Source organism: Pseudomonas sp. WMBT8 (assembly GCF_050916005.1).
In the GTDB taxonomy this organism is placed as follows: domain Bacteria; phylum Pseudomonadota; class Gammaproteobacteria; order Pseudomonadales; family Pseudomonadaceae; genus Aquipseudomonas.
This window is the reverse complement of sequence record NZ_CP188096.1, coordinates 972,716-993,459: the sequence shown is the minus strand read 5'-3', so window position 1 is coordinate 993,459 and position 20,744 is coordinate 972,716. Positions and strand designations below refer to the sequence as shown.

Here is a 20,744-nt window from a genome sequence, read left to right as displayed (position 1 = left end):
CAAGCCTGAGTCACTTTCAGGGAGCGCTCGCCCAGGCGCCTGCAACGGGTGTGCTCTGGCTCGTCCAGTGTCTACCGCACAGCGCCGGCGAAAAGCATCTATTGGACAGTCTCGAAGCCCTGCTCAACCAGCGCGATACCTGGCGCGCAATGATTACGCGCCTCACAAAACCAACCCCAAGGTTCCAGCCCACGTCACTCCGATCGCTGCCGCACTAATCAGGGAACGCTCCATGTATAACAAAAACCACAAGCGCACTTGCTTGCGCGCCGTCTCGCCTGCATCCCCCCAAAAAAGCCGCCGTTGGTGCTGCCTGCTGGTGCTGCCCTGGTTGCTGGCGCCCTTGCAGAGCCCCCTCGCCGCTATCCCCGCCGAATGGAAAAACACCGCATACGCCTATGAAGCCGAACATAAGCCGGTGCGTGATGTACTGGAGGATTTCGCCCAGACCTTTGGCACGCAATTGCAGATCGACGGCCTGCTGGAGGGCAACGTCAATGGCAAGATACGCGCCAACACCCCGCAGTCGATGCTCGACAGGCTGGGGGTAGAACACCGCTTCCAGTGGTACATGTACAACAACACGCTGTACATCAGCACCCTGGACCAGCAAGAGTCCGCGCGCCTGGAGGTGTCCGCCGAGACCGTGGCTGACTTGAAGCAGGCATTGACCGATATTGGCCTGCTCGATAGCCGTTTTGGCTGGGGCGAACTGCCCGACGATGGCGTGGTGCTGGTCTCAGGCCCCAAGCGCTATATCGAGCAGATCAAGAACTTCAGCAGCCAGCGTAAATCTCCCGACGAAAAACAGAGCGTGCTGACGTTCCCGCTCAAGTTCGCCAACGCGGCGGACCGCCCGATTGATTACCGTGGCGAAAAGCTGGTCATCCCGGGGGTTGCCAGCATGTTGCGCGGGTTATTGGAGCCTCGCGATGCCTCGGCACTGTCGTCAATGAACCCACGCCCCACCTCGTCATCGCAGCCTTCGCCCATAACCCCGATCCTGCCCCGCCTGGGCAACCCGATGCTGGACCAGATGCTCGGCTCGCAAGCGTCCCTGGGGCAGACGGGGCCAAGCATGGCGCTCACATCCCGGGCACCGCCTGCCCGAGGCAAGATCCGTGTCGAGGCCGATGTGCGTAACAACGCGGTATTGATCTATGACCTGCCAGAGCGCCAGGCAATGTACCGCGAACTGATCGCTCAACTCGATGTGGCACGCAAGCTGGTGGAGATAGACGCCATCATCCTTGATATCGAGCGCACGCAACTGCGCGAGTTCGGGGTCAACTGGGGCTTTCAGAACAGTCGCTTTCGCGCCGGTGTGAACATGGCGCCCGGCACCTCCGCGCAAATATCGATCGAGAACCGTGACCGTTTCTACGCCGACATCCGGGCCCTGGAGGCCAAGGGACTGGCGACCATGGTGTCCAACCCGTCAGTGTTGACCCTGGAAAACCAGCCGGCGGTGATTGACTTCAATCGCACCCAGTACCTGACCGCTGGTGTCGAAAACGCAACCATCCTGCCCATCACCGTGGGCACCAGTTTCCAGGTGGTGCCGCGGGTCATCACCTCGCGCGGCAGCCACCAGGTCTATCTGGCGGTGGATATCGAGGACGGCAACTTCGACGAGTCCAACCCTGAGCGCATCGGCCCCGATGTGCGCCGGGGCAAGGTCAGCACCCAGGCGGTGATGGCGGAAAAACGCTCGCTGGTGGTCGGCGGGTTCCATGTCACCGAAAGCGCCGACCAGAAAAACAAAGTGCCGGTACTGGGGGATATTCCCTTGCTGGGCAAGGCGCTGTTTTCTTCAACCCAGCGCAAAAACAACCGGCGTGAACGCCTGTTTATCCTGACCCCACGGGTGATCGGCGACCAGGCCGACCCGTCACGCTACCTGCCCCAGGACGACCAGGTGGAACTGCAAGCAGCCCTCAAGCCGCTGGCCAGGCGCTATGCCGGGCACCCACCGGTGATCAAGCGCAGCGAGATCACCAGCGCCCTCGCCCACCTCGTCACCGGCCAGGTACCCGATGCGTTCAAGGCCGCGCCCATGCCCCTGGGCCTGAACACCTTGTGCAACCCTCGCGAGTTGCTGGCGCTCAATACCGAACGCAGCCAGTGGTACGCCGGCCCGCAGTTCAACGTGGCGGTGGTGGTGATGCGCAACCAGTTCAAACGCAACGTGCGCATCGATGAAAACGAATGCAGCAACGCCCAGACCCTGGCCGTCAGCGTCTGGCCACGGGCCTGGCTCAAGCCGGGCGAAGAGGCTGAGGTGTTCATCGCCATGCGCCCGGTGGTCAAGGATGAACACATCGGTATCTCCCGCCCGTCCCTGCTCACCCCAACACGGAAGACTGCGCCATGAAACAACCACTCGCCGGCATCACCCTCTTCGCACTGGCTCTGTTGATGGGCGGTTGTACACCAACGTGCAAAGGTGACTCCTGTTCACGGCCACAATCGAGCGCCGGCAAGCTGGTGGTCTGGTGGCCGCCGCAGATGCGGGTCGAACCCGGCCCCTCGGGCGAAAGGGCCGATTACCAGACGATCTCGCTGGAGCAATGACAAGCATGGGATTGCCCGACGAGGGTGCGCGTCGCCAGGTACTCCTGGACAACCTGGCAAGCGGCAATGTCGCCTACCAGTCGCTGTGTCCGGGCATTGGCCTGTGCCGTCTGAATGCCGGGCGCCAAGCCGGCCTGGCCCTGCAGATTGCGCCTGAGGCGTTGCAGCCTGGCCAGTTGGACCAGGTGCTGAAGCGGCGCTTTGCCCACGCGATCGGGTTCGATGGCTGCTTTGTCTATCTCGATGGCAAGGGCAGCCTGGTGATCTGGCATGCATGGTCGCCAAAAGGCCATTCGGCCGATGACATCGTCAGCCGCCTGCTCTCCCTGGCCAGGCTCGAGGCCCTGGATGTGCACCGCGCGCCCTAGCGGCGCGCCAACTCCGGCAGCTCCAGGGTCTGGCGCTTGGCCTCATCATCCAACTCACGCAAGGTGCGATAGATCAACGCCACCGCCTGCAAGGTCTCCCGCGGGATCGGCGCGCCCAGCTTGCGTTCATACAGCATGCGCGCCAACCACACACACTGGATCACCGGCACATCAGCAGCCTTGGCCCGGCCAATCAGTTTGCGGGCCTGGGCATCCGTGCCCTTGTCGACCAACATGGGCAGCGGCGTCTTGCCAGGCCTGTAGTACAGCGCCACGGCATAGTGCGTCGGGTTGACCACCAGCATGTCGGACTCTTCAAGCTTGGGCAGCTTGACCTTGGGTTCTTCCTGGGCGAGTTGATAGGCCAGGGAGCGGCGCTGGCCCTTGACGTGAGGATCGCCCTCCATGTCTTTGTACTCCTTGACCACCTCCACCTGGGTCATACGCATGCGCTTGGCAAAGAAGTACTTCTGCATGGCCAGGTCGACCAGCGCGAGCACCAGCAGAAGCCCGAGGCAGGCGTGCAGCAAATGGCGGAACAAGGTAATCAGCGCCACGATGTAGCTTTGCAGGTCGCTGGTGGCGAGGTTGATCAGCACCCCCAAGGACGGGGTGATCACCACATACAGAATCAACGAGAGCAGCAATGCCTTGGCGAGCCCCATCAACAGGTTGATCACTGACTGGGCAGAAAACATCTGCTTGACCTGATTGAGCGGGTTGAGGCGATTGAAGTCCGGCTTCAAGCTCTCCGGAGCGAACAAAAAACCGAACTGCAGCCAACTGCTCATCAGCTTCACGGCAATCGCTACCCCACACATCAACAGGCCGAACGAAAAAAACACCACCAGGCCGTCCATCAACACTTCTTCCAGGGCGCGAACAAACGGTTGGCCAATGCGCGAAAACGGCAGCGCCATCAACTGCTGGAAGCGCTGCAGGCTGGTTTGGGCAGTAAACAGGGCGATCTCGCTGATCGCGGTAAGCACCAATAACTTGGCCACGTCCTGGCTCTGTGCGACCTGGCCTTTCTTGCGTTGGTCCTTGAGTTTCTTGGGGGTCGCCGCGTGTTTTTTCTCGCCTGAGTCACTCATGACCCCACGCTCCCAATCATCACGCCCAGGGAGTGCTTGAGGTCGAGCAAAAGGCCCATGCGCCCGGCGATCAAATCTTCCAACAGGGGAAAGTACAGCAGTAAAAAGGCCAGGCCTGCCAGGCTCTTGGCCGGCATGGCCAGGGTCGACACCTGCAACTGCGGGCTGTAGAGCCCCAGCAGGGCAAAGCCGAATTCCAGCAGCAACAGCACCGCGATGAACGGCGCGGCGTAGAGCATCATGTGCACGAAGGTATCGCCGAGCAGGCCCAGGAACACGCTGAAGCCATTGACTGCGGGCAGTGGCACCCAGGCCGTGGGTGGCCAGATCAGATAGCTGTCCCAAATCACCTGCGTCAACGCCCCCAGCCCGAGGGTGGTGATCAACAGAAAAATCGCCAACTGCTTGAACAGATGCCCGACCGGCGTGGCATCCGGCCCCAGCGAGGGGTTGAGTTGCCCGCCCGCCAAGGCGCCTCGCTGGTTATCGAGCAACGCGCCGACCGACTCGACCATCCAGAACGGCATGAACAGCAACACCCCCAGCAACAGGCCCAGGGCCGCTTCCTTGAGCACCAGCCCGGCAAGCAGCAGCGCCGAGTAATCCTTGCCCATCAACGCGGCATGGATGCCGGGCGTGGGGAACAAGGCCAGCACCATCACAATCGTATGCCGGGTCATGCCGCGCACATGCTGGAAACAAAACGCCGGCACCAGGAACATGCACGGGTAGATGCGGGCCATGCTGATCAGCAGGCTGGGCAAAAATTCCAGATAAAGGAGCAAAGGCTGTTCCTCAGTTCAGTGCCGAGCGGGCAATCATGTCGAAGGTCATATTGATCAGTTGAATCAACTCCACGCCGATCCAGCGCCCGGTCAATATCAGGGTTATGCCGACGGCAACCAGCTTGACCCCAAAGGGCAAGGTCTGGTCCTGCACCTGCATCAGGGCCTGCACCAGGGACGTCATCACCCCGACAATCACCGCGACGATCAGCGGCGGCGCCGAGAGCACCACCACCAGCAGCATGCCCTGCTTGAACAGCACGATCGGTTCCATAGATCACTCACAGATAAGAAAGGAACAGGCTGTCGAGCAGCCGCGACCACCCGGAAACCAGCACGAACAGGAGCAATTTCAGGGGCAGGGAAATGGTCATCGGCGAGACCATCTGCATGCCCAGGGCCAGCAGCAGGTTGGAGACAATCAGGTCGATGACGATGAACGGGATGTAGATCAAGAAGCCGATCTCGAACCCGGCCTGCAATTGCGAGATCACATAGGCCGGGATCAGCAACATGAGATCGTCACGGTGGGCGTTTTGCGCCATTTCCGGGGGCCACATGCGGGCGGTGTTTTCCACCAGGTGGGTCAGGATGTCGGGGTCGGTGTTGCGGGTCATGAACAGGCGCAGCGGCTCGATGGCCACCAGCCCCGTCTCCTGGAGCCGTTGCACACTGCTCAGGTCTACCGGGGCGTCCTTGACGTTCTGGACGATCGCATAGCCCACTGGCGCCATGATGAACAACGTTGCCGCCAGCGCGATGCCGTTGAGCGCCATGCTCGGGGGCACTTGCTGCACGCCGATGGCGTTACGGGTGATCATCAGCACAATGATGATTTTCAGAAAGGACGTGCACACGATCAACAGCATCGGCATCAAGGCCAATGCCCCGATGAACAGCGCCAGGATAAGGGGTTCAACCCCCTGCAGCGTCATCGCGCGAAAATCACACGGGACAACTGCAAGCCCAGGCGTCCATCCATTTCGACCAACTGGCCCTGGCCAATCGGCCGGTCGCCGTAGTACAGGCCAGCCATGCCGGGGGCGTAGCCGGCGATACTCAATACCGCGCCGGGGGCCAGGTTGCGCAGCTCGCCAAGGGTCAGGTTCAGGGTGCCACAGCGTACATTCAGGGCCATGCTCAACTCGTCGAAAGGCTCATGGCCAAAGACATCCACCACCGGTTCATCAAGATCATTGTCTTCATACTCCGAGTAGTGTTGTGCTGAAAGATCCTCGTCCACGGACGTTTCCTCGATAGATGTAAGTGTCAGGCACACAGGCCCGGATTCATCGTCAATGCACCCGCGCAAGCGATGCTTGCCAGCGCGCACCTGGCCATTGCCCCGCACATCAAAAAAGGCTTGTTCGAGCATCAGCACGTCGCCGGCACGCAGGCTGCGCACCTGCGTCACGGGCAGCAGCAAGCGCCCCAGCGTCACGGCAATCGCCAACTGAAACGAGGGCGGTAATGGCAAGGCTGTCGGCTGCCAGCGCCCGGTCTCACACAGCGCCAGCAAGCTCTCGGGGGCCAGCAACAGATACCCCACCACCCTGGAGGGCCCCAGCGTCACCGTGAGCCGGCAACCGAAGTTCAGTTTTCCAGGGGCCGTGCGCAGCCGCAGGTAACCGAACAGCGCTCGCACTTGAGGGCTCAAGTGATGCTGGAATAACTCCCAGAACCAGGAATCCGGATCATTGCCGGCCTCTGCCAGCGTCACCGGGCACTCCCCCAGCAGGCTGAACATTGGCCCTGGCTCGCTGAAGGCCAATAGCCCACAGGCACTTTCGAAGTACAGCGCGGCAGCACTCCTGGGCGCACGCCCAGGCTCGAGCAGCAGCTCTCCGTGCTGGCCTGTCACCTGGAACGGCATGCGCAGGCCTCGCCCCAGTCGCAGGCGTGCCGCAACCGTGGCGCTCTTGACCTGCGGCAGCGCTAAAGCAGGCATGATCATGCCGCGCCCACATTGACCAGATGCAAATCGACGAGCTGGCCCAGCACCTCGGCCAGCCGCTCCTGGCAGCCCTGCCGCACGCCGGTCAGCCAGCGCGCGGCAAGTTCCTGCTCTGCCGCCAGCTCGATGTTCCAGCCCCCCTGTTCACGGCGCACGCTGGCGTTGATCCGCCCCAGGCGCGGCAGGTAAAGCACCGCCTGCAGAGGCCATTGCGCGCTCCCGTGAATCCGGGGAGTCAATTGCGCCGTCATCGCCTCGATCATCAAGGCATCGGCTGACACTCCGGCTGCCGATGCCGAGGTCCCGTAACCTGCACCCTCCGCATCACCGCCCAGCAGTTGGGCAAACAACAGTCCTTGCTCCCAATGCACCACACCCGACAGCGCAGGCTCCTGTTCCGCGCGTGGCTCACGGGGGCGCGGTCGTTCAGGCTTGCTTGCTGGAACTTGCGTCATAGCTCTTCCTGTACCTCTTCCTGGGTCAATAAAACGGACAACTCCTGGAGCTTCTCAACCTCGCGCAGGCATTGGGTGACCTGCTTTTGCGCAGTGGCGACGTGAACCACCTGTTCCTCGCGCCGGCCCTGTAGTGCCTGCAGCTGCCCTTCTTCGCGCTGGGTTCCGGCAGCCAATGAGCGCTCCTGGGTACTCCAGGCCTTGAGTTGCTGCAGTGAGAGCACCTGCCCTTGATGCTGATTCAACAACTGCGCGGACTTCTGGATTTCCTCCAGGCGGGTTTGCTCAAGTGCGTCTTGCGCCTGCTGGATTTGCGCCAGCAAGGCTTGCTGGTGCCGCTTGGCTTCACGTAGCGCCCGCTCGGCACGGTCGGCCCGATGCCTGCGCAGGCGCCGCAACGTGTCGATTTCAGAAAGGGACATGGGTCGTCAGGCTCATCAATTGATCGAGGGTCATCGACATCGATGCCGGTTCGCGCAAGTCCTGGCGCAGGAAGCCATCCACCGCCTGGCGACTGTCCACGGCCAGGTCAGTCAGGGCATCGTTGCCGGGCTGGTACTCCCCCAGCTTGAGCATCAACTCGATCTGCTGGTACGCCGACAACAAGCGGCGCAGTGCCGTCCCGGCCTGGATATGCACGGGCTCGGCGACGTTGCTCAAAATCCGTGACAGGCTGGCCAGCACATCCACCGCCGGATAGTGGCCGCGCTCGGCCAATTTGCGCGACAGGACGATATGGCCATCGAGCAACGAGCGCACCTCATCGGCCACCGGATCGCTCATGGAGTCCTGCTCGATCAGCACGGTATAGATCGCCGTGATCACCCCCTCGCGGGTCAGCCCGGCACGCTCCACCAGGCGCGGCAGCAAGCTGTACACCGACGGCGGCAGGCCGCCACGCCCCAGCGGCTCACCGGCAGCCAGGCCGATTTCACGTTGGGCCCGGGCAAAACGGGTCAGGGAGTCGATCAGCAACAGCACCCGCTTGCCCTTGCGTCGATAACCTTCGGCCAATGCAGTGGCGGTGAAGGCGGCCCGGGCGCGCTCCATGCTCGAGCGGTCGGACGTCGCACACACCAACACCGCCTTGGCCCGCAACTGGTCATCGAGTTCGTGATCGAGGAACTCGCGCAGCTCGCGGCCACGCTCGCCAATCAGGCCAAACACAATCACATCACAGTCAACGTTGCGCGCGATCTCCGCGAGCAAGGTGGTCTTGCCACAACCGGCGCCCGCAAACAGGCCGACGCGCTGGCCTTCGCCCAAGGTCAGCAGGCCATCGATCGAACGGACCCCGGTGGACAACGCCCGATGAATCCGCGGCCGCTCGGTGGGCAACGGCGCCTCGCACAACACCAGGCTGGTGTCTTCGGCCTGCGCCTCGACAAATGCACTGGCGCCCTGCCCCGTGATCGGGCGCCCAAAGCCGTCCAGTACCTGGCCCAACAGCTGATCACTGACACGCACCCGATGTGAGACGCCCAACTGCTCGACACTGGCGCCCACCCGCACGCCTTCAAGATTGCCCAAGGCGCTGAGCACCGCATCCTGCTGATCGAAGCCAATGATCTCGGCCAGCATGTAGTCGCCCGTGGCCTTTTCCACCTGGCACAAATCGCCGATACGCGCATGAGGCAAGCGGCATTGCAGCAACATGCCATTGACCCGCTGGATCCGCCCACGCACCGAGACCGGTGCGAAATTGGCCAGTGCCTGTGATCGGTCCTGCTGCCAGGCGGCCAGGCGTGCCTGCAATTCGGCACTCACCAGCGCACCTCATAGCGCTGTACGCCGTCGAACACCACTTTGCTGTTGTCGATCAGCACCAGGCGCAAGCCATCTACTTCATCCCCGACAAACAGGCGGCTGCCTTCATCCAGGACCACATGGCCATTGGGCCCGCCGACGATCTGCAGAATCTTGAACGGGAACACCGAGCTGCGCTCCTTGACCCGGCTGATCACCGGTACAGGCGTCTCGAACTGCTCGCCAAAACGACTGAGCATGCGTGATACCACCCCCACATCCTCCTGGGAAACATCACCGTCGAGCGCCACCTGGCCATTCACCACCTGTAGGCTGACGCGCTGGCTCAACTCCCGCTCGACGAGCATTTTCAGCAGTTGCTGACGGACTTCGTAGGGTGAGTCCAGCGCGCTTTTCTGGTTCTGTACCGGCATCAACGATGCCTGGGCCTCGTGCTCTCCCGTTGTGGCCAGCCCCACCGCCATGATGATGGCCGCGACCACCACCGCCAGGCTGATCAACCGCTTTTGCTGCGACCCGGAGATCGACGACAACGTCAGCCCCGCAGCCGCCTCCTTGACCGACCTGGCGGGTGACGGAACAGGCGCGGCAGCCGGAGCTTGCGGCCACGGCTGATCAGCCAGGGTCACACACAGTCGAATATTGCCAATCGAAAACGGCACATCCAGTGCCAGGTCGGCAATCTGTGCCAGGAGCCGACCGTCATTGGCGCGCACCAGTCCCTCCTGGGCCTGTACCGACCAGCACTGCTCGATATAGCGCAGCACCACATGGCGCTCGGCAATCCCCTCGTCATATAGCGAAAGGTCAGCCTCCGGATGGGCACCAATACTCCATTGCCCGCCAAACAGCGGCAACGCCGCCCCCTGGCGCGAACCATCCAGCACTCGTAGCTCAAACATCGCCAGGCCTCATGCCACTTCCTCTCGAAACAGATTCTCCTGGGCCAGATCAAAACGCCCCAGCACCTTGACCTTGGACGATGCACTCAACTCGGCAAACGACAGCACCGGCACATGGTTGAACTCCTCCAGCAACAAGGTGCGCAAGGGGCTGCGCAGATCCTGCGCAACCAGCAGCACGCTTTTGCTCTTGGGGCGCACGGAGAAGGCCTGCTTGAGCAAGCTGACCAGCGCCGCACTGCTTTCGTTATCCAAAGAAAAGAACACCCCGGTCTGGGTCTGGCGCAGGGCGTCGCGCAACACGTTTTCGGTGTGCGGTGACAACAGCCAGGCATGCAGGCCATCGGTTTCGCTGTACTGGTGCAGGATCTGCGACTTGAGGGCAATACGCGCATAGTCGGCCAGGGCATCCGGCTCACGTTCATGCTGGCCGTGCTCGATCAACGCCTCGACAATCAGGCGCACCGCCCGTAGCGGTACGCCCTCGCCGGCCAGGCGCTGCAACACCGACGAAAAACGCGACAACGGCATGATCCGCTGCAGTTCCTGCACCAATTCCGGCTGGTTGAACTCCAGCCAACTGAGAATCGCCTTGCTCTCCTGGATGCCGAGGAACTGCGGGCCGCTGAGCAGCATCGCTCGCGTCATGCGCTCCTGGAGCAGGCTGTAGGCCGTCGAGCGCGCCAGATGCTCGTCCGCCAGCAGCGGGTCATCAGGGGCAAACCACATCCAATCCTGTTCGTCGCGCTCCGCCAGGCCCCTGCTGCCACTTGCGGGCTCGCCCGCAAATGCCGCCATTTCCACACCCACCCAATGTCCCAGCGTGGCCTTCAATATCGGCACTTCATGCACGCAGAAACGAAACTCATCGTCGGCCAATGCCGGGGCGAACTCGACTTCAAACGGCGGTAGGGTCAAGCCAATCTGGGTCACCAGGCTATTGCGGCTCTGGCGCACCCCGTGGATCACATCCGATACCAGCGGGCTCTCCTGCAAGGCCAGCGGAAACTGCAACAGGTACGGCCGCGACGGGTCAAAGCCGCGCAGATCCTCCACCCCGTTCTGCTCTGGGGGGACGGTATCGGTGGCCGGTTCCTGCGACTGTTCCTCACGCTGGCGGCGGCGCATCAGGAAATAGCCGAGGCTGCCGGTCATCAACGAAATCAGGATGAACACCACCGTGGGCATCCCCGGCAGCGTGGCGAAGGCGAGCATGCCCACCGAGGCAATCATCCAACTCTTGGGCTCGCTGGTCATTTGCCGGGCAATCTCGGCGCCCATGTTGTTGCTGCCTTTATTGCGCCCGGAAGGCGCTACACGGGTGATGATCATGCCGGCGGTCAGCGAGATCAGCAGGGCCGGAATCTGCGCGATCAGGCCGTCACCGATGGTCAGTACCGAGTACAAAGCCATGGATTCGCCGGCACTCATGCCATGCTGGAACATGCCGGTGGCGAAACCGCCCAGCAAGTTGATCACGACAATGATCAGCCCCGCGATGGCGTCGCCCTTGACGAACTTCATGGCCCCGTCCATGGCCCCGAACAACTGGCTTTCGCGTGACAGTTGCTCACGTTTGTCCCGGGCCTGGTTGCCGTCGATCAGGCCGGCGCGCAGGTCGCTGTCGATGGACATTTGCTTGCCGGGCATCGCGTCCAGGCTGAAACGCGCCGCCACTTCCGCAACCCGCTCCGAACCCTTGGTGATCACCAGGAAGTTAACCAGGGTCAGGATCATGAAGATCACCAGGCCCACCGCGAGGTTGCCGCCCACCACAAAGTTGCCGAACGCCTCGACAATGTCGCCGGCGTCCTGCTCCAGCAGGATCAGGCGCGTGGTGGCAATCGACAGCGCCAGGCGAAACATCGTGGTCAGCAGCAGGATCGACGGGAACGATGAAAACGCCAGCGGCCCCGGCAGGTACAGCGCCAGCACGATCAACAGGCAAGAAATACAGATATTGAGGGCGATCAGGATATCCACCAGCCAGGTGGGCAGCGGCACGATAAAGATAAACACAATGGCCATGACCACCACCGCGCCCAGCACCTCGGCGCGTTGTGCAACCTTCAACAGCACGCCGTTGATGGCCCGCAAAGCACTCATGCCTTCAATTCCGGCCACGTGTGGGTATGCCGCGTGCCTCGCTCCTGGGTGGCGTACTCCAGCAGGACCTGCTTGTAGCTGTTCAGTGCCTCCTCGCGCCGTCTTGCATCACACCACCAGGCCAGCGGCAAGGCCTTGAGCTCCGGGAAAAAGGTGCTCAGCGACTGTAATTGGTGAGCCCACTGATCGCCCCCCAGGTCCCGGGCCAGGTGCTTGATTTCGTGGGGCGCAAGACCGCTGGCCGCATACCCCAGCAAGCGCTGCAACAGGCCCACCGCGTCCAGGGGCAGTTCGGGGTACAACAGAAGGAACTTGCCGATCAGATCCTTGCAGCGGGCGAGCACACCACTCAGGCGGCTGCAGTCATTCAAGCCCAGCAACAGGGTGCGCAACTGGCCCCGGTCTACCGAAGAGGTCTGCGCGGCAATATCGTCGGCCAGGGCGCGGCGGATCAGCTTGAGCCCGGACTCAAAGTCCCCGCCCCCGAACAGCCCCAGCAGCGACTGCATAATGGTCGCCAGCGATTGGGTCGTGACCACGCTGGTGTAATACAGGCTGCGCACCGCCTGGCGCAGCTGCGGGTCATCACTGCCGGCCTGCAATGCCAGTGCGGTGTTCAGGCCCGCCTGGATCTGTGGTTTGTAGTGGGCCTCAAGGTCAACCAGCGAACTGCGCGCCAGGCTCGCCTCGGCGGTACGCCCCTCGGCGTCCGCCTGCAGCGCCACGTGCTTGAGCACCACATACGCGCGCGCCGGGTCGTTGCCCGTGATATCCATCAACTTGCCGACCTTGGCGCCGACCAGCAGTTGCACCCTGACGTTACGGGCAACGGTCGCCATTGTCGTCTGCGCCGGGTGCCCCAGTTGATCATAGAGCTGCGTCAACTGCTCGGCCGCTGGGGCCCGCAGGCCCAGTTGGCGCTGGCCCAGCGCCCGGCCATTGAATTCGACCTCCTGGGTGAACAGCACACTCAGATCGTCAGCAACCGGAGCGTTTATCGGAACCGGCAGCCCACCCTCAATCCGTGCCGGGGCCGGTTGATTCAGGGGCGCGGGGGTTTGCACTTCAAGATTGGGATCGACTTTCATGGGAGTGCCAGCACAAGAGATTCGTATCCTTGTGTGGCTGGGACAGCCCATACGGTTCCATCCTCATCCGCTTTGCATCAGCAATGAAAATACCCGCACAAACCCACGGCGGCTTGCGCAAGCTCTTGCATGAAAAACACCTAAAACAAGATATTTCGCTATATATATCAATTAGATACAGACAATTTCCGATTGGCACAAGCGGTGCTAACAGGGTTCTCGTCGAAGCCATTTCGACTGCTTATACCCTGAGGAAAAATCATGGATATCCCTATCAGTGTTTTAGTTAATCTTCCCCGTGACCCTGGCCAATCCATCCAAGATCTGTCCGACGACCACCACAAACGCCTGCGCCGGTTCATTCATAAACGCGTTTTGAACCCGGAGGATGCGGACGACATCCTGCAACTGACGTACCTGGAGGCCTGGCGTAACCGCCATCACTTCAGCGCGCAGGCATCATTAAGCACGTGGATGTGCGGGATCGCGCTGAATCTGATCCGCAATCACTTCCGCCGCCTCTATGCCAAGCCGGTGCATTGCGAGTTCGACGAGTCGCTGTCCCATGGACATAACGAAGAGCAGGACCTGGCGCGCCAATTCGAGATCAACCGCCGGCTGGAAAACACCCTCAGCGCAATCCAGAACCTGCCCCTGGAAATGCGCAACACCTTGTATGCCTCACTGGAAACCGACGGTAGCTACCAGGACACCGCCGATGCCCTGGCGATCCCGATTGGTACCGTCCGTTCCCGCCTGTCCCGGGCACGGGAACAGCTCAAACGTGCGACAAAATCTCATCCATTCCAATAGGAGAGGGAATGCCCATGGATAGGGCCCTCCCCCGGCTTCAAGCCTTTTTCGAACGTGGCAACAGAATCGCCAGCACCCCGAGCAGCGGCAGGAACGAGCACAGCGTGTACACGTACTCGATGCCGTGGATGTCTGCCAGGTAGCCCAGCAACGCCGCACCAATCCCGCCAAACCCGAACATCAGGCCGAAGAACACCCCGGCGATCATTCCCACATTGCCCGGTACCAATTCCTGCGCGTAAACCACAATCGCCGAGAACGCCGAAGCCAGGATAAAGCCGATCACCACACTGAGCACGCTGGTCCAGAACAGGTCGACATGGGGCAACAGCAGGGTAAAAGGCGCCACACCCAGGATCGAGAACCAGATCACCGCCTTGCGGCCGATCTTGTCGCCAATCGGCCCGCCAAAGAACGTGCCCGCCGCCACCGCCCCCAGGAACAGGAACAGATGCAACTGCGAGCTGGCCACCGACAGGTCGAACTTCTCGATCAGGTAAAAGGTGAAGTAACTGGTGAAGCTGGCCATGTAGAAGTACTTGGAAAACACCAACAGCCCCAGCACCACCAACGCACCGAGCACGCGGTTTTTCGACAGGCCGTGGGTAGCGGCCTGGCCCTGCTTGAGCTTGAACAGGTTCAAATGGTTGCGGTACCAGCGGCTGATCGCATACAGCACACCCAGGGCGAATACCGCGAACAAGCCGAACCACGCCACATTGCCCTGGCCATACGGAATGATGATCGCCGCCGCCAGCAACGGGCCAAACGCCGAACCTGCGTTACCGCCAACCTGGAAGGTCGACTGCGCCAGGCCATAGCGCCCACCCGAGGCCAGGCGCGCCACGCGGGACGCCTCCGGGTGAAAGGTCGAGGAACCAATGCCGATCAACGCCGCCGCCAGTAGGATCAGCGGGAAACTGCCGACCTGGGACATCATCAAAATCCCCACCAGCGTACAGATCATCCCGCAGGGCAGCAGGAACGGCTTGGGATGGCGGTCGGTGTAATACCCCACCCACGGCTGGAGCAGCGAGGCCGTGAGCTGGAACGTCAGGGTAATCAGGCCGACCTGGGTAAACGTCAGGCCATAACTTTGCTTGAGCATCGGGTAGATCGACGGCAACACCGCCTGGATCAAGTCATTGATCAAGTGCGCCAGCGCCACGGCGCCGATGATACGCATGACCAACGGGCTGGATTGCGCCGCGGCCGGCGTCGTAGCCACTGAAGGCTGGGAATTGGTAAGAGCCATGAGGAACGTTTCCGTACAGCAGATGGATGCACAGGTGCAGGTGCGACAATGTGCCATTTTTCGGGGCAGGAAGGCTATCCCGTTAGCAGGCTAACGAGTAGGTGAATCGATGCAGCGCTCATGGGTTGTAAAGGGCCAACAAGATGGATCCGTCTAATTTGAGGGACATTTCCTAGAGAATCCTTCGGCCTTGTACCTGGTAAGAACACCCCACATCAAAGGTGGGAGCGGGCTTGCCCGCGATGGCGGTGGGTCAGTCAACTTCTGTATTGGCTGGCCCACCGTCATCGCGAGCAGGCCCGCTCCCACACTTTGATTTTCGCGACCTGAGGAACCGCACAAATCCCCAGCCATTGGTCGCCTCACCCGATGTTTTTGCTTAAACAGTTGATAGCGTAGATAAATTTTCAAAAAAAGCGCTTGACGCATTCCCGTTCTCCGCGAATAATGCGCGCCACTTGGCTACATAGCTCAGTTGGTTAGAGCATAGCATTCATAATGCTGGGGTCCGGGGTTCAAGTCCCTGTGTAGCCACCAAGTACTAAAAACGGCTTACCGAAAGGTAGGCCGTTTTTTTATGCCCGCAGAAATCCTGGAGAGCAAGCCCGCGAGCAGCTATAGCTCACGGGCCATGTCTACACCTTAGAAGTAAGTCGTAGCCCCGGCAAAAAACGCCCGGCCCGGCACATAGAACGTCGTCGAACCATCCCGCGCATCTTCGTCCAGCAGGTTCTGCACGCCGCCATTGAGCGTCAGCCACTTGGTCACGGCCAGGTTCGCCGTCAGGTCGTAGGTGGTGTAGGACTTGACGAAGTCATTGCCCACTCCGCGCTGTTTACCCACATGCTGCGCCGACAGTTCGGTGTTGAGCTTGTCGGTGGCCTGCCAGTTGATTGCACTGAAAGCAGACAACTTGGGCGCGCTGATCAGGTCTTCGCCGGTGGACAGGTTTTTGCTTTCCAGCATGTAGGTGGCGTTGGTGCGCCAGTCCAGGGAGTCGGTCAGCGGCACGCGAACCGAGCCTTCCCAGCCGCGGGTGCGCGCTTTTTCGACGTTTTCCAGCATGGTCCACCAGCGACCCTGGAATTGGCCCAGTGGCGCATATTCGATCTTGTCTTCGAAGTCGGTATGGAAGTACGTCAGGCTGGCTTCCCAACCATCACGGTCGAAGGACACACCCATTTCCTTGTTGACGCTGGTCTCTGGCGACAGGTTCGGGTTACCGGCCATCCAGCAACTGCCGCTCACATAACCCAGGGGTTTCAACGAGCCGCAACCGCGACCGCCGGACTCGGTGGCGGCACCGGCGCTGCCCTCTTTCAGGCTTGGCGCACGGAAGCCCTTGGACACACCACCGCGCACGGTCCAGTCCGGGTGCGGATGGTAGACCAGGTACGCCCGCGGGCTGTTGTGGTTGCCGTAGTCTTGACTGTGGTCGAAACGGTTGCCCAGGGTCAGGGCCAGGTTGTCGAGCAGGTACAACTCGTCTTCGATAAACGCGGCCGAGTAGTCCCCCTTGAGCGACGAGCCGGAAACCGCAGCGCCCTGATAGTCCACGGGCACCGTGCCCAGGGTGTCGCTGTTGGTCAGCTCTTCACGCTTCCACTGCCCGCCCACGGTCATGCGCTGGCTGAGGAGCAATTCAAACGGAATGTTCAGGCTGCCTTCGGCGATTTTTTCTTCGGCGCTGGATTTGCCCCAATCGATATCGTTCTTGAATTTGTTCAGGTACAGGTCGACCTTCGAGGTGCCGAAACTCCAGTCCCCGCTGTGGGAAACGGAGTAGCTGTCACGAATCAGACGGCCAGGACCAAAGCTGCCACCGATGGTTTCGCCCCAGTCACCAAAGGTCTTTTTACTCGACCAGGACCGCTCCACACCATGCACGGCCTCGAACGACAGGCTCTGCTCATCGTTGATCTTCCAGTCGAGCAAGGCGTTGACGCTGTGGTCCTTGGCGCCGCCAGCGCCGTCGCCGTACATGAACTCGCCATCCTTATCCAGGCGCGCCGTGACCTCATCGGCGGCCCGCCGGGTCAGGTTGGCGCCCAGGCGCAGGCCCACCGACTCAGTCAATGGCCCGGACAGGTTGAGGCTGGTCTGGGTGGTCTGGCCCCGATCGGAGTCTTCGGGAATCGTGGTGTTGATGTTGGCCGAACCACTCCAGGTGCTCGAGACCTTGCGGGTGATGATGTTGATCACCCCGCCCATGGCATCCGAGCCGTACAGCGAAGACATGGGGCCGCGCACGATCTCGATGCGCTCAATCATGTTCGGGGTGATCCAGTTCAGGTCCTGGCGCGCCAGGTCGCGGCGATAGCTCAAATCCCCGGAACCGCCGAGGCGTTTGCCGTCCACCAGGATCAAGGTGTACTTGTCGTCCAGGCCACGCAGTTTGATTTTCGATTGCTCGCCCACCGGGCCGAAGCCACCGGTAACGCCGGGCACACGCCGCAGCAGAGTGTTGAGGTCATACACCGGCTGGCGCTCGATTTCTTCGCGGGTAATCACGCTGACGCTCGCGGGTGCATCGCGCAGGTCCGTGGCGCCGCCGGTGGCGGTGACGAACGAGGTGTCGAGTTCGGTGACGGCGTGTTTATCGACCTCACCAATCTCTTCTGCTTGCAACGCCGGGGCGGCGATCAGCATGCCGACGGCCAGGAAAAGAGAGCTGAACAGGTAGGGGGGATTATTCATTGCAAACAGTCCTTGTTGAGCCGATATGCACCAAGACGGAGCACTAAAGGTCGCGGAGTGTAATGCAAATCTTTATCATTTAGAAAAGCATTTATGACAATGTCGACACAATTCCATACATTTCAAATAGATTTATTTTCTGCTAAATACAGCGAAAATCCGATTAAATCGTCAATCAGAGGATATTTTGCAACGTTAAAGTATTTACTAAAAATTCGAATTAATGCCCTGCTCGCCGCCCCGCAATGGCCTGAATCAGGACCGTTGCGGGGCAGCAATGCCATCAGAAAGCGTATTTGGTGCTCAGCATGAAGTTTCGCGGCTCCCCGTAGGAACCGCTGTAGAAGTTGCCATCCAGGGAGCTGATGTACTTCTTGTCCAGCAGGTTGTTGAGCGTGGCGGTCGCGGACCATTGTGGCGTCAATTGATAGCGGGCCATCAGGTTGACAGTGGCGTAGTCGCCCTGCTTGACCTTGGCGGGCTGGCTGAAGCGCCAGGAGTCCACCGTCAGGTTGATCGCGCTTTGCCAGTTCACCCCGCCGCCAAGGGTCAGGCGCTCCAGTTCGCCGGGCAGGTGGTAGGTGGTCCAGACCTTGACCAGGTCGGCGGGGATGCTGCTTTTGACGCGTTCGTGCTGCTCATCCTTGACCACACTGTGGCTGTAGCTGGCGGCAAGGTTCCAGTCGGGCAGCAGCTCGCCGCTGACTTCCATATCCACCCCCCGGGTCTTGGTTTTTTTCGCCGCATAGGCGGTCAGGGTGTCACTGCCGGCGACCATGCCATCGGCCACGGCGTCGTTCTCCAGGTCGACCTCGAACAAGGCAACAGAGGTGTTCAAGCGCCCACCGTAGTAGTCGCTCTTGAGGCCGATTTCGTAGTTGTTGCCCTCACGCGGGTCCAGCAGCCTGCCGCTCCTGTCACGGTAGGGCTGGGGTTTGAAAATACTCGTGTAGCTGGCGTACAGCGAGTGGTTGGGCGTGAGGTCATAGACCACGCCCGCATATGGCGTGACCTCACCATTGACCCGCACGCTGTCGTCGGTGTTGAAGCGCACCATGTTCGCCACGTTGTAATGCAGCGAGGCGTCATACCGATAGTTGCTGACCCGTGCCCCGAGGATTACCGACAGCTCATCACTGGGTTTTAGGCGCGTGGCCAGGTAAACCCCGTTCTGCCACTGGTCGATGTTGTCGTCTTCGCGGTTGAAGTTGTAGGACGCATGCGGCGCATAGTTGTTCCAGCTGTAGATATTCACCGGCTTGCCGCTGACACCGTTGTTGCTGGTGCCGTCGGCCAGCAGGTTGCCGAAGCCGTTACGACGGTTTTCGTAGTCCTGGAAGTTGAAGCCAAATACCAGCTCATGCTCACGCCCCATCAGCTGGAACGGGCCGGAAAACATGATATCCAGGCCTTTCTGTTCCTGGGTGTTGTCGCCCTTGGTGGCGGTATAGCTCAGGCCATTGCCGGTCTGGGCATTCACGAAGCCTGTGGTGGTGCCGACGATGATCGAGTCGTAGTCGCGGGTGCCATACATGGCATTGGCGGAGACTTTCAGGGTCCAGTCATAGGCCAGTTTCTGCTCGATGGAGGCGAAGGTGTTGACCGATTCCTGGCGGTTGCTGCTGTCACGGCTGGCCGGGTTGTCGGAGCGCGAGGTGTGCAGGCGCTTGCCATTGCTGTCCAGCAGCGGCAGGCCGGTGGTGGAAAAGCCCTTGGGGTCGTTATCGAGGTATTCCACGCCCGCCGTCAGCAGGGTGGTCTCACTCAAATCGGCTTCGACCACGCCATACACAATGGTCTTTTCCTGCTGCAAATGGTCGGTGAAGCTGTTGCCCTGCTGATACGCCGCTACCGCCCGGCCACGCAGGTTACCGGTTTCGGTCAAGGGCCCGGACACGTCCACTTCGCTGCGGTACAAGTCCCACGAACCCAGCCCGGCACTGACGTAGCCCTTGAACGTATCGGTCGGTTTCTTGCGGATCAGGTTCACCGTGCCGGACGGATCACCGGCGCCCGACATCAGGCCCGAAGCGCCACGCAGCACTTCAATCCGGTCGTAGATGGCCATGTCCGACAAGGCCTGGGGCAATGCCTGACTGAACGCGAAGGATGTGGTCGGCATGCCATCGTACTGATAGTTGTCGATGGCCAACCCACGGGAAAATACATACAAGCGGTCGCTGCCGGGGCTCTGTACGTTGATCCCCGGCGTCTGCTCCAGCACCTGGCCGATGCTGCGCAGGTTCTGGTCATCGATACGCTGGCGAGTGATCACGCTGACGGTCTGCGGGGTTTCGCGCAGCGAAAGGTTGAGCTTGGTCGCGGTCTGGGTCGACGCCACGGTGTAGGACCCCGTACCCTCGCTGGTAGTCCCCAGGCCGGAAATGGTGGTAGCGCCCAATTGCAGGGTGTCGCCCTGCACCGCCGGCACCAGGATGTAAGTGCCATTGCCCTGGCGCTGGGCCTGCAAGCCGCTGCCGGCGAGCAGGCGCGACAGGCCTTCCTCGACACTATAAGTACCGCTCAGGCCCGGCGTGGTCATGCCTTGGGTCTGCTCGCTGCTGAACGACAAAGTGACGTTGGCGGCCGTGGCAAACAGGCTTAACGCCGAGCCCAGGGCGCCCGGCTGGATCTGGTAGACCACCGGCAGGCTTTGCGCCATGGCCTGGGTTGGCGCCAGGTTCAGGGCCGAAAAGGCACCAAGGGCCAATGCCAGGTGCACCGCCTTGGCAAGCGGCCGGGCGGCCCGCAGAGAGAATCGTGACATGGGGGTTTCCTTCCGTTGGCAGAACATAGCAACAGTCGTAATCGCTGCTTTCGGTACATGGCCGAACGAAAATGAAAATCAGCAACCGCCAATGGGAATAATTCGCAAAAAAAAAAGCA

Annotated in this window: 18 protein-coding genes and 1 tRNA gene; 5 read left to right on the top strand and 14 right to left on the bottom strand. The window is 61.1% G+C overall.

Translation table 11 applies throughout. From position 1 onward, the window contains the following. Positions 1–232: 232 nt before the first annotated feature. Genes sctC through ACO77H_RS04200 form a run of 3 tightly spaced genes read left to right on the top strand, consistent with a single transcriptional unit; the run spans position 233 to position 2,942 of the window. Positions 233–2,374 carry a type III secretion system outer membrane ring subunit SctC gene (sctC, locus tag ACO77H_RS04210; protein ID WP_169954847.1) on the top strand — a complete coding sequence of 714 codons (2,142 nt, stop codon included), beginning with the start codon at positions 233–235 and terminating at the stop codon, positions 2,372–2,374. Next, positions 2,371–2,574 (top strand): HrpT family type III secretion system protein, encoded by a 204-nt coding sequence (gene hrpT, locus ACO77H_RS04205; protein WP_169954846.1) that lies wholly within the window; start codon positions 2,371–2,373, stop codon positions 2,572–2,574. Before sctC ends, hrpT begins: the two co-directional genes overlap by 4 nt. Before the next feature lie 5 nt (positions 2,575–2,579). Then, the gene (locus ACO77H_RS04200) at positions 2,580–2,942 is read left to right on the top strand and encodes a transcriptional regulator (RefSeq protein WP_432755042.1); all 363 of its coding nucleotides are present in this window, start codon (positions 2,580–2,582) and stop codon (positions 2,940–2,942) included. Here ACO77H_RS04200 and sctU read toward each other — a convergent pair. The 11 genes from sctU to sctW are packed head-to-tail and all read right to left on the bottom strand — an operon-like array spanning position 2,939 to position 13,093. Beyond that, on the bottom strand, positions 2,939–4,036 hold the full coding sequence (sctU, locus tag ACO77H_RS04195; RefSeq protein ID WP_169954844.1) for a type III secretion system export apparatus subunit SctU: 1,098 nt from the start codon (positions 4,034–4,036) through the stop codon (positions 2,939–2,941). The two genes, ACO77H_RS04200 and sctU, sit on opposite strands and share 4 nt — an antisense overlap. After that, positions 4,033–4,821 carry a type III secretion system export apparatus subunit SctT gene (sctT, locus tag ACO77H_RS04190; RefSeq protein WP_432755041.1) on the bottom strand — a complete coding sequence of 263 codons (789 nt, stop codon included), beginning with the start codon at positions 4,819–4,821 and terminating at the stop codon, positions 4,033–4,035. Before sctT ends, sctU begins: the two co-directional genes overlap by 4 nt. A 10-nt stretch (positions 4,822–4,831) precedes the next feature. After that, a complete protein-coding gene (gene sctS / locus ACO77H_RS04185; RefSeq protein WP_169954842.1) occupies positions 4,832–5,095 on the bottom strand; it encodes a type III secretion system export apparatus subunit SctS in 264 nt (87 codons plus the stop codon). A 7-nt stretch (positions 5,096–5,102) separates the two neighbouring features. After that, positions 5,103–5,756, bottom strand: coding sequence for a type III secretion system export apparatus subunit SctR (gene sctR, locus ACO77H_RS04180; protein WP_169954841.1), 654 nt, complete (start codon positions 5,754–5,756; stop codon positions 5,103–5,105). Further along, positions 5,753–6,775, bottom strand: a complete 1,023-nt coding sequence (locus tag ACO77H_RS04175; RefSeq protein WP_169954840.1) for a FliM/FliN family flagellar motor switch protein — start codon at positions 6,773–6,775, stop codon at positions 5,753–5,755. The genes sctR and ACO77H_RS04175 overlap by 4 nt, the downstream gene beginning before the upstream one ends. After that, entirely contained in the window at positions 6,772–7,230 is a 459-nt protein-coding gene (locus ACO77H_RS04170; RefSeq protein ID WP_432755040.1) for a type III secretion system HrpP C-terminal domain-containing protein, read from the bottom strand. The genes ACO77H_RS04175 and ACO77H_RS04170 overlap by 4 nt, the downstream gene beginning before the upstream one ends. Next, the gene (sctO, locus tag ACO77H_RS04165; protein ID WP_169954838.1) at positions 7,227–7,652 is read right to left on the bottom strand and encodes a type III secretion system stalk subunit SctO; all 426 of its coding nucleotides are present in this window, start codon (positions 7,650–7,652) and stop codon (positions 7,227–7,229) included. Before sctO ends, ACO77H_RS04170 begins: the two co-directional genes overlap by 4 nt. After that, on the bottom strand, positions 7,639–8,997 hold the full coding sequence (locus ACO77H_RS04160) for a FliI/YscN family ATPase (protein ID WP_169954837.1): 1,359 nt from the start codon (positions 8,995–8,997) through the stop codon (positions 7,639–7,641). Before ACO77H_RS04160 ends, sctO begins: the two co-directional genes overlap by 14 nt. Next, positions 8,994–9,899, bottom strand: coding sequence for an FHA domain-containing protein (locus ACO77H_RS04155; RefSeq protein ID WP_170043046.1), 906 nt, complete (start codon positions 9,897–9,899; stop codon positions 8,994–8,996). The genes ACO77H_RS04160 and ACO77H_RS04155 overlap by 4 nt, the downstream gene beginning before the upstream one ends. A gap of 9 nt (positions 9,900–9,908) precedes the next feature. After that, complete coding sequence (gene sctV / locus ACO77H_RS04150; RefSeq protein ID WP_170058594.1) at positions 9,909–12,005, bottom strand: type III secretion system export apparatus subunit SctV; 2,097 nt, start codon at positions 12,003–12,005, stop codon at positions 9,909–9,911. Next, positions 12,002–13,093: a type III secretion system gatekeeper subunit SctW gene (sctW, locus tag ACO77H_RS04145; protein ID WP_169954834.1), complete on the bottom strand. Its 1,092-nt coding sequence runs from the start codon at positions 13,091–13,093 to the stop codon at positions 12,002–12,004. The genes sctV and sctW overlap by 4 nt, the downstream gene beginning before the upstream one ends. A 261-nt stretch (positions 13,094–13,354) precedes the next feature. Between sctW and ACO77H_RS04140 the strand changes: the two genes are divergently transcribed. Next, on the top strand, positions 13,355–13,906 hold the full coding sequence (locus ACO77H_RS04140; RefSeq protein ID WP_169954833.1) for an RNA polymerase sigma factor: 552 nt from the start codon (positions 13,355–13,357) through the stop codon (positions 13,904–13,906). A 37-nt stretch (positions 13,907–13,943) separates the two neighbouring features. Here the strand turns inward: ACO77H_RS04140 and ACO77H_RS04135 are convergent, their stop codons facing one another. Further along, positions 13,944–15,161 carry an MFS transporter gene (locus tag ACO77H_RS04135; protein WP_169954832.1) on the bottom strand — a complete coding sequence of 406 codons (1,218 nt, stop codon included), beginning with the start codon at positions 15,159–15,161 and terminating at the stop codon, positions 13,944–13,946. Positions 15,162–15,621: 460 nt separating this feature from the next. Between ACO77H_RS04135 and ACO77H_RS04130 the strand changes: the two genes are divergently transcribed. Further along, positions 15,622–15,698: transfer RNA gene (locus tag ACO77H_RS04130), tRNA-Met, on the top strand. A gap of 105 nt (positions 15,699–15,803) precedes the next feature. On the opposite strand, the gene ACO77H_RS04125 is transcribed toward ACO77H_RS04130, so the two are convergent. Next, positions 15,804–17,858, bottom strand: coding sequence for a TonB-dependent receptor domain-containing protein (locus tag ACO77H_RS04125; RefSeq protein WP_172313512.1), 2,055 nt, complete (start codon positions 17,856–17,858; stop codon positions 15,804–15,806). A gap of 283 nt (positions 17,859–18,141) precedes the next feature. Then, positions 18,142–20,625 (bottom strand): TonB-dependent siderophore receptor, encoded by a 2,484-nt coding sequence (locus ACO77H_RS04120; protein ID WP_432755039.1) that lies wholly within the window; start codon positions 20,623–20,625, stop codon positions 18,142–18,144. Positions 20,626–20,744 lie beyond the last annotated feature (119 nt).